Consider the following 9,599-nt stretch of genomic DNA (forward strand, 5'->3'; position numbering starts at 1 on the left):
CGCGAGCCACGCGAGTGGCGCCGGGTCGAGCCGCCGGTGTGGACGGAGCGGATGTTGGCGGCCCTGGCAACGGGGTCCACGCGACGCCTGCGGGCGTCCCCTGCGCTGGCCCGGAGTCGATCACCCGCAATGCTGCTCCTGCCGGCGAGCCAATCCCGATGAGGAAACAACCGACTGGAGAGCCGTGTGCGGGAGAACTGCACGCACGGTTCGGAGGGAGGGGAGGCGCAAGCCTTCCCTACCCCTATCAGAGCGCTGGCGCCGTGGGAGCGGCATCCCTGCCGCGACGCGACTGGCAGCGCCGGCCCATCGTCGCGGCCAGAGGCCGCTCCCACAGAGCCTCGGCGCCGTGGGAGCGGCATCCCTGCCGCGACGCGACGCTGGCAGCGGCCTCGGCCCATCGTCGCGGCCAGAGGCCGCTGCTAGGGTCCGCGCCGGATCACGTATCCCGCAGCGCATCGGCGCGGGCGGCGGCATCGAGCCCTGCCGTGCGCTCGATCCGCAAATTGTCGAACCAGAGCGCACCGTCGATATCCAGCTCGAAGCCGTGCCTGCCTGCCGAGACCAGCCGTAAATCTTGTGTCTCACAGCCGGCGTCCGGCACTTCGAAATCAAAGGAGAAATCTGACCACTCGGCGCGACCCAAGAACACTTTGCTTTCACCAAGCAGGCCACGGCTATCGCCGCGGCAGGCGAGCCGCCAGCGCACGCCGCCCTTGGTCTCCAGCCCGTCCACGCGGGCCGTACCGGTCAGCCGATAGGTGCCCGGCTGCAGCAACAAGCGCTGGGCGAGATGGTTAAAGCGTTCCTCGAAGTTGTTAAAGCGCACCATCAGCGATTGCGCGCCCGTACCGCCCAGGGTGCGCAGCGGACGAATGTCCAATTGCTTGTGGCCACGGGTGCGCCAGCCGAAGCCCGTATCACTGAGCGGCAGCTCGAACCCGCCGTTGAACAGCAAGCCCAATTCTTCGCGCGCCGTGGGCTCCAGCATGTTCAGCCAAGCCAGATAGGCCTCCGATGGGTAACCGTCACGCAGCAGTCGGTTCTGGTAGGCGGTTTGCTCCTCTTCGGTGATCTCGTCCGTGTCCATGCGCCGACGCAGCTCCATTAGGTAGCGGACAACGTCCGTGTTGTCAGCGCGCCGCGTCGCATAGCGGAAGAAGCCCGGCCACCACTTGGGGGCTTCCAGGGCGATAGGCTCCAGCAGTGGCCGCAAGCTCGGCTCCTCCGCGAGGCGCAGAATGACGGGGAGATTCTCCCGCCCCACGCGGCGGTCCGCAGCCATGGCCCGGCTGAGATGCTGCAAGGCGGTGGCCGCGTCGCCGCGCTGATCCCAATAGAGCGCAATCTGCTGTTGGATGCTCGGATTCACCGGTGCCAGCTCGTCGGCAATACGCACCAGGGCGTCGGCGTCTTCCGTGCGGCCTTGCTCCTGATACAGGGCAGCGACCGCAAGCAGCGGCCGCGGAGCGGTGGGATTGGCGGTATACGCCCGGGCCAGTAGTCCCAGCGCCGCGCCGGTGTCTTCCTCGGCGACACGAATCGCTTGCTCATACAGCCCCAAGGGATGGTTGGGCTGCCAGGTCAGCACCTGTTGCAGGGCCTCGGCGTCGCCTGCTTCCAAGCGCTGCGCATAGTGTGCGGCGAGCCCGGTGGCCAGTACACGCCAGATGAGCAGTGCCGCGATGATCAGCAGCACGGTCCGCCATAACAGCAAAGTCACTTTGGTCACTGAGAGTCAATCGTCCTGGAGGTGAATCCGTTGGATGCGGTAGTCGGCGTCTACCGGCACCAGTTCCAGCGTCAAGTTGGTCGTGAGCTCGGTTGGCGTGGCATCGGCAGCGCCCTGTTCGGTCACCACCGCTCGGCCCCGGCCGGTGATCCGCCCGTCCGGCAGCCACTGCCAGGTCATGTGCTCCAGCGCGAGCCAAAGCCTGCCGTCCCCCCTGAGACGCCGCTGCGCCGCATGCAGCGTGCCGTCGGCCGGCAGGCGCGGGTCACCCGCCGCAGGGTTGGCGAGCAACTCGGCGAGCAACGCCGTGTCGCCGCGGCGCAGCGCGATCTGCAGCCGCTCGGCGATGCGCGAGCCTATGGCGGCCGCGTCCGCGTCCGTGGCCACTGCCGCGGGGTCGGCGTTGGCAGCCGCAGGCGTTGCTGGCGCTGCGGCGGCTGCTTGCGTGGCAGGCGCCTCGGTGCGCCTCGGCGCCGGGTCTGTGGCCGCTTCGCGCCGCAGGTAATAGGGCAGAGGCGGCGTCTGGGCCTGCGCCACCGGTCGCTGCGCGCGTAGCGAGCGCATCGGCTCGAGGGACCAGAGCGCCAGCGCACCGGCGCCGCCGAGCAGCACGACACCCGCCACCACAATCCCTATAGCGCGCCTGCGCCCTGCAAACCGCCCGATGTGCGGCGCCTCTGCGGCTCGCAGCGGCACCCCATGCGGCCCGAAGAACTCGCGCGGGTCGCTGTAGGTCAGCCTGCGTTTGGGCCCCAGTGTGTCCCGATCGTAACGCGCGCGTTTGTCGGCATCGGCCAGAACCTCATAGGCCGCGTTCACGCGCCGCGAGCAGGCCACATCCGCCGCGGTCGCCTCATGCAGCCGGTCCGGGTGAAACAGCTTGATCAAGAACAAATAGTGCAGGCGGATCACGTCCCGTGTCGCACGCGGCGAGACGCCGAGACACCGGTAGTGGTTAACGCTCGGGTCGAGAAGCACATGGCGCGCGAAGAAGCGCGCCGATGCCTCGAGCTCATCCGCTGAGCTGTTCAGCAATTGGGCGGTGGCATCCATGTGCTGCGGCGACAACGCGGAGCAAAGCGCCGAGAACTCCTGTGTGAACCCGCGCGGCAGGGGAAAGGAGCCATCCGCCAAGTGGCCGTAAGACAATGGATTGCGATAGTAGTCGAGCGCTAGGCTGACCAGCGGCGGGATCATTGCGGCCCCAATGCTGCAAGGTTAGGGGTCACGCATCGGCTTGCTCGGGCAGCTGTGCGTCCCGACTCTTGCCGCCGTAACTGTACAGATAGTTGTAGCTGTACCCGTACCCGTAGCCATAGCCATAGCCTTGTCCGGAGCGGCCCACCTTGGTCAGCACGCTGCCGATGATGCGGGCGTTGGCCTGTTGCAAGCGCCGGATCGCACCGTCGACATCCTGCTTACGGGTGGTGCCAGGCTCTGCCACGAAGATCGTGGCGCGGGCCAGATTGGCCAGAACCAGCGCGTCCGCGAGCCCGATTACGGGCGGGCCGTCGATGATCACATGGTCGAAGCGCTCCACCGCAAGGCTGAGCAGATCCGCCATTTTGGATGTCGAGAGCAGCTCGACCGGATTCGGCGGCAAGGGGCCGCTGGTGATGGTGAACAGATTCTTCACCATCGTCGGCTGGGCGATCTCCGCGGGGTCGGCATCCCCGGCAAGGTGATTGGTGAGCCCCAGGGCGTTCGGCAGGGAGAAGGCGCGGTGCAGAGACGGATTGCGCAAATCGGCATCGATCAGCAGCACCGTACCGCCGGCTTGGGCGAAGGCGATGGCCGTGCTCACGGCCGTGGTCGTCTTGCCCTCTGTCGGGCTCGCACTGGTGAAATGCATGATCTTGGGCGCGCCCTCGGACGTGGCGAACAACAGCGAGGTGCGCAGCGAGCGCACGGCCTCCGCCACCGCGCTCTTGGGGTCTCGGAACGCGATGAGCGGCACCTCGGCGTCGGACAGGCCGTGCTGGCGGCCCGATGCATAGGGCACCAGGCTCAGCACCGGCGCGCCCACGCGGCGCTCGACATCGTCGCTGGCCTTGACGCTGTCATCCAGCATCTCCAGCAGGAAGGCCGCACCGACGCCGGCGAACAGCCCGAGCGCAATGGCGATGGCCAGATTCTTCGACAGGCTCGGCTTGTAGGGCGCCAGCGGCGTCTGTGCGGCGTCCACTATGGAGATATTGTTCTCGCCGACGCCGGCGGCGACGCCGACCTCCTTCATGCGCTGCAGCAAGCCGTCGTAGAGCTCGCGGTTGGTATCGACCTCTCGGCGCAGGGTCTCGTAGTCGGTGCTGCGGTCTTGCAGCGACAGCGCTTCGCTCTTGAGCTCGCGCAGGCGCTGGCGGATCGATGCCTCTTCCCGAGCCTTCGCGTCGAACTCGGACTTCACGGAAGACGCAATGGCTGCTGTCTCGCGGCCGATCTCGCTGCGCAGCTCATCGATGCGGCTCTGTAGCTGCTGCATCTTTGGGTAGCCGGGCTTATAGACCTGGAGGTTCTCCTGATACTCCGCCTGCAGGTCGCCGAGGCGCTCCTTGAGGGACTGGATAACCTCGCTCGCGAGCACGCCCGGCGAGCCATCGGCGCCCGCCTCCTGGAACTCCTGCCACGCCGCCTCCGCCTCGAAGCGCTCCGCTTCGGCCTGGATGAGCGTTTCGTTCATGGTGCGCAGCTTGTTCAGCACGATCTCCAGCCGGTCGTCGAGATTGACGATCTCGCGCTCGCGGGCATAGGCAACGAAGCGCTTTTCCGACTCTTCCAGCGTGACGCGCATCTGCTCGAGCTGTTCCTTCAGGAACTGCTTAGCATAAGACGATGCGTCATATCGCCGCTCCAGATTCATGCTGATAAAGTTGGACGCAATGGCATTGGCCACAGCAGCGGCTTCTTCCGGCGAGGCGCTTTCAAAGGAGACTCGCACGAGCCGGGAGTCCCGCACCGGCTCCACGGCCAGGTTGGCAAGGAAGAGGTTCTCCTCGGCGATGCGCTCGGCGATTGCCGGGTCCACCGCGCCTCCGGCATCTGCGGCTTCCTCGCCGCCGCCGGCGACGGTGCGTATGAAGCCCTTAATGGCATCCTTCGCCTCGCTGACGAAGGAGGGCTCGTCTGACTCCTCCTCCTGCGTACTGAGGCCGACCTGATCGATCACCCGGCGGGCCAAGGTCCGGCTGCGCAGTAGCTCATATTGGGTCGAATAAAATTCTTGATCGCCCCAAAAGCTTCGCTCCTGCTGCGTCACATCGCCATATTCCACGACCTTGTTCCCGGAGCGGTCGATCTGCAGCAGCACAGTGCTTCGGTAGATGGGCGTTGCGTTGAAGGTCGCGACCAGCGCAAGCACCACGGCGATGGCCACCACCAGCAGAATCGTCGCCCGCCGGCGCATGAGCAGGCGCCAGTACTCGCGAAGATCGATGATGTCTTCGTCTGGACGCGGATCAGTGTACGAGCCCGGCGGGTAGACCGGCCCCGGCGGCTGCGCGCCGGGGCGGGTGGCGATAGCACCACCGCTGCTGGCACTGTCATCCGAACGGGCGATCGGTGGGTTATCGTTCATGTCCAGCGCGCTGTATGAAGACTACGTAAAACAGGTACAAACGTGATTCCGTTGGGCAAGAAGGCCCGGCTGACCGCAATTGCGAATGACACAGTGGCGCGGGGCGGCGTCGGTCATAAGTCCAACCAGCGACATGGCTCTTATTTGCACGCTCCAGAGACGGGGCAAGTATTCGCCGTAGGTCGGGCTGAGGCACGAAGCCCGACGCCGCGCTCGCCGACACCGCCTACTTGTCGGCCTCCTTGCGCCGGCCCGACCTGCGCCGAGGCATATGTGGGCCGGCAGCAGGCAATGCATGGCCAGTCTCTCCAGCGTGGGAGCAAAGGCGGATGCTCTGCGGCCCAGGGCCATTGGCGCGATACGGTCGGAGTTATGATCAAGGCCCGCAAGGCAGCAACCGAGGCTCGGCAGCTGCACTTGTACCGGCAGTGGTCTGCGTTGCAAGCACCGCCCTTGCTCACAAGTGCCGGCAGCGGCACGGGTCGGCCGATGTTACCAGGGCCAATTCTAATAAAACAGCGGGTTGAAACTGATGAACCCGCGCAAGGTATCCCGCACGTCTTCTATGAAAACCCGGGTCCCGGACTTCGGAACCACGATCTTGTCATTGGCGGCGAGTAGAGGATCACTCAGCTCGCCAGTCTGTACCTTCTTGAGATCCACCACATAGGCGTCGACATCGGCGCTGGCCGGTCGCGAGCGAAACAAGACCACTTCGTTCTCTTTGGCGGTTCGCTTCGTGCCGCCGGCCAGGGCAATGCCCTCGAGCAATGTGGTCCGACCGCGGATAGGAAACACGCCGGGCGCTTCCACCTCGCCGCCGATGGAGATCTCCATGTCGGCGAACTCGGAGACAAAGACATTGACTTGCGGATTTTGCAGGTAGTCCTTGGCCAGCGCGGCGGCGATGCGCTGCTCTGCTTCCTCCGTGGTGAGGCCGGCCACCGGCACCGCGTTGATCAAAGGCATGACGATCGCGCCGCCGTCGTTCACGCGCTCCGTCGTGCTGAGCTCCTCGGCCTGGAAGACTTCGATGTCTAGCACATCGCCGGCAGCGATGCGGTGATTGGTGACCACGGCGGAGTCGTTCGGGACGCCGACCCGCGCGGGAACAAGGTCCTCTTGTTGAGCGCCCGTGGCCGGCGGCGCTTGTGCACGTAGCTCCGCGCCGGGCAAGGGCTGGGCATTGGATACGACGGATGACCCACCGCCACAGGCAGCAAGACCGGCGGTGGCGACAACAACCCCGAACAGCAAACAGCTCTGACGCATTGCGGGAAGTCTTCGAATCTTCAAGAGATTTCCGATGATGCCCAACGCCAGTCCGTCTGGCAACATCGGGTGTGTGCGAGGCGCGGCCGCGCTTGGGCACCGCCAGCGGCGAGCGCCCCATGCGCTGACATCGCTAGCTTACCACCTTAACCGGCATGCGCTTGCAGCCAAGCAATGCCTGACGCGCGGCAGCTCGGGGGGCGTGACCGTCGCGTCCGCCGGGCAGCGCCCGGCTCGCCTGCGCTGCCGGTGTAGTCTTGCGGCAACATAAGGGCGGCTCCGGCTCCGGGTTCGGCCCCGCTGCCTGCGATGCGAGCACAGGGTCTGGCCAGACGGTTTGCCCAAGCGAATACTGCTGTGCGCCACTCACGAGCCAACGGCGGATGTGCCGACCAGCCGTAGCGGCGCCCCGAATACCGGTAGTGGGCTTGGCTTGCCTTCGGTGGCCGTTGGCAACCACGCTGCGAGCCTGGCGCCGGCTTAGGGTTGCAAGCCGCGCCAACGCTCAAGGCGGCTGCGCGTCGTTTGGGCCGCCGGCTGAGGCAAAGACCCGCCTGGGCGTCTCGAATTCCGCCTGTGCCGCTCCCAATATAAAGAGCGCCAAGGCATTCTCTGCAAGCCGCACGGGGAGACCTGCGCCAACGGGGAAAACGGCTCACGGCAACCGACACCGCGCTCACCAAATTCTGCTGGAGATTGGCACTTGATCGACCTGCATTGCCATATGCTGCCCGGTATCGACGACGGCGCCACTGACCTCGAGACCTCTCTGGCGATGGCGCGGATTGCGGCGGCCGACGGCATCGAAGTCACCGCGTGCACCCCGCACATCTACCCGGGGCTCTACGAGAACGCCACCGAGAACATCGCCGCCGCCGTCGCCGCTTTCCGCCAGTCCGTCGCCGAGGCCGATATCCCGTTGCAGCTGACCTTCGGCGCAGATATCCAGATCGTCCCCGAGCTTCTGATCGGGCTGCGCCGCGGCACGCATCCTACGCTGCACGGCTCGCGGTACTTCCTCTTCGAGCCGCCGCACCACACCGTGCCCGTGCGCTTTGCAGAGACCCTCTTCGATACCATTGCCGCCGGCTACACGCCCATCATCACCCATCCCGAGCGCCTCACCTGGCTGGACGACGCGCACTACGGCTGGTTCCTAGACGCCGCCGATGACGGCGCATGGATTCAGCTCACCGCCGGCGCACTGACCGGGGAGTTCGGGCGCCGCGCCCAATACTGGAGCGAGCGCATGCTCGACGACGGCGTGGTGCACATCCTCGCCACGGACTCGCATGATCCCCACCACCGGCCCCCCATCCTCTCGGCAGGCCGAGACGCCGCAGCCCAGTGGGTCGGCGCCGAAGAAGCGGAGCGCCTGGTGGAAGACCGCCCCCGCGCCGTGCTAGACGACCAACCCCCGAGCAGCGTCCTGCCGCCGCCGGCCCAGCGGGGCGAGGCCCCGGCCCAAGGCCGAAGCAAAGACCGCCGAGGCTGGCTGAGCCGGCTCTTCTCCGGCAGCTAAGCGGCTCCACACCCACTCGCTAGAGCGCGCACGCAGCCGCATCTCCACCACCCAGCCCAACCGCTCCGTGGGCGCAGCATCGTCGCCGCGACGATGCGCTGCTCTCGGGCGGAAACCGCAACTCCACCAGCCATTGCCTACCACCCCCGGGGCACAGCCGCACAGCGACGACAAGCAGCGCCTGGCCGGCGTCGCGAAGCAGAGCTTTGCGACGAGGGCCGTGTCGAAGGCGCTGCGGACTCGCGCCGCTGTCGAACCACTCGTCCCAGTATCCCTCGCCCCCGGGGTCCCGGGGCCCCGGCGCCCCTAGTCGCGAAGCTCCAGCTTCGCGACCCAAGCGCCGAAGCTCTGCTTCGCGAGTCAGGCGCGAGGCGCAGCGCCGCCAGCCATTCAGACGCCTGGAGCCAGCCGATGAGCGCACGCAAGATGGTCATCACCGGCGCCGAGCCGCGGCTCGCCTCGAGCTGAAACAGCGCTGCGCTGAGATGGCGCTTGGGCAGTGCGCCGGACCTGGCGATCTGCTGCTCGTCGAGCAGGAGATAGCCTTACCGGGATCGATAAGCCTCCAGCACCGAAGGCGCGGCCTCGATCAACGGCCCGAGCCTCTCGACGGCGCTCCAGGCTTTGGCTTCATTGTGGAGTGAGGTGGACCCCATCGGCCGCACAGCCAGAGCACCCCGTGGGAGCGGCCTCTGGCCGCGACGAATCTGGCAGCACCGGTGGTGCATCCTCGCGGCAAGGATGCCGCTCCCACGGGCCGCTCGGCTTACTGTGGGAGCGGCCTCTGGCCGCGAAGACCCTGGCAGCGCCGGCGGTGCACCGTCGCGGCAAGGATGCCGCTCCCACGGGCCGCGCGGGCCGCTGTGGGAGCGGCCTCCGGCCGCGACGAGTCTGGCAGCACCGGCGGCGCATCGTCGCGGCAAGGATGCCGCTCCCACGGGCCGCTCGGGCCGCTGTGGGAGCGGCCTCTGGCCGCGACGAATCTGGCAGCACCGGCAAGCGCATCGTCGCGGCAAGGATGCCGCTCCCACGGACCGCGCGGCTCGCTGTGGAAGCGGCCTCTGGCCGCGAAGACCCTGGCAGCACCGGCGGTGCACCGTCGCGGCAAGGATGCCGCTCCCACGGGCCGTTCGGGCCGCCGTGGGAGCGGCCTCTGGCCGCGACGAGTCTGGCAGCACCGGCGGCGCATCGTCGCGGCAAGGATGCCGCTCCCACGGGCCGCTGTGGGAGCGGCCTCTGGCCGCGACGAATCTGGCACCACCGGCGGTGCATCGTCGCGGCAAGGATGCCGCTCCCACAACACACCCAACACCCAAAGCCTCTGCCCGCACCGCTGAACCGCCACCAGCAAGCCAGGGGTCCACCTCAGGTTGCCTGTCTGCAAGCCCCCAGGATCTACTACTCGCGCTGACGATCAAGGCCGAGCATCACGTCCTCGTACACCTCCGCCAGGGTGAAACCAATGGCAAGCCCCCCGCAGTCGAAGGACAGCTCCCCATCCT

General features: G+C 67.0%; 5 protein-coding genes. 1 reads left to right on the plus strand and 4 read right to left on the minus strand.

The genetic code is table 11. The features are described from left to right. Positions 1 to 439 precede the first annotated feature (439 nt). From CKO31_RS24295 to CKO31_RS24310, 4 genes are all read right to left on the minus strand, one after another. Complete coding sequence (locus CKO31_RS24295) at positions 440 to 1,732, minus strand: tetratricopeptide repeat protein (RefSeq protein ID WP_200242916.1); 1,293 nt, start codon at positions 1,730 to 1,732, stop codon at positions 440 to 442. Positions 1,733 to 1,738: 6 nt separating this feature from the next. Continuing rightward, positions 1,739 to 2,929, minus strand: a complete 1,191-nt coding sequence (locus CKO31_RS24300; protein WP_200242918.1) for a J domain-containing protein — start codon at positions 2,927 to 2,929, stop codon at positions 1,739 to 1,741. A 28-nt stretch (positions 2,930 to 2,957) separates the two neighbouring features. Continuing rightward, positions 2,958 to 5,303, minus strand: coding sequence for a GumC family protein (locus tag CKO31_RS24305; protein ID WP_200242930.1), 2,346 nt, complete (start codon positions 5,301 to 5,303; stop codon positions 2,958 to 2,960). Positions 5,304 to 5,810: 507 nt separating this feature from the next. Beyond that, positions 5,811 to 6,641, minus strand: coding sequence for a polysaccharide biosynthesis/export family protein (locus CKO31_RS24310; protein WP_200242933.1), 831 nt, complete (start codon positions 6,639 to 6,641; stop codon positions 5,811 to 5,813). A 637-nt stretch (positions 6,642 to 7,278) separates the two neighbouring features. Here CKO31_RS24310 and CKO31_RS24315 point away from each other — a divergent pair. Next, entirely contained in the window at positions 7,279 to 8,097 is an 819-nt protein-coding gene (locus tag CKO31_RS24315) for a tyrosine-protein phosphatase (RefSeq protein WP_200242936.1), read from the plus strand. The last annotated feature ends 1,502 nt before the right edge of the window (positions 8,098 to 9,599 follow it).

The organism is Thiohalocapsa halophila, from assembly GCF_016583825.1.
Lineage (GTDB): Bacteria > Pseudomonadota > Gammaproteobacteria > Chromatiales > Chromatiaceae > Thiohalocapsa > Thiohalocapsa halophila.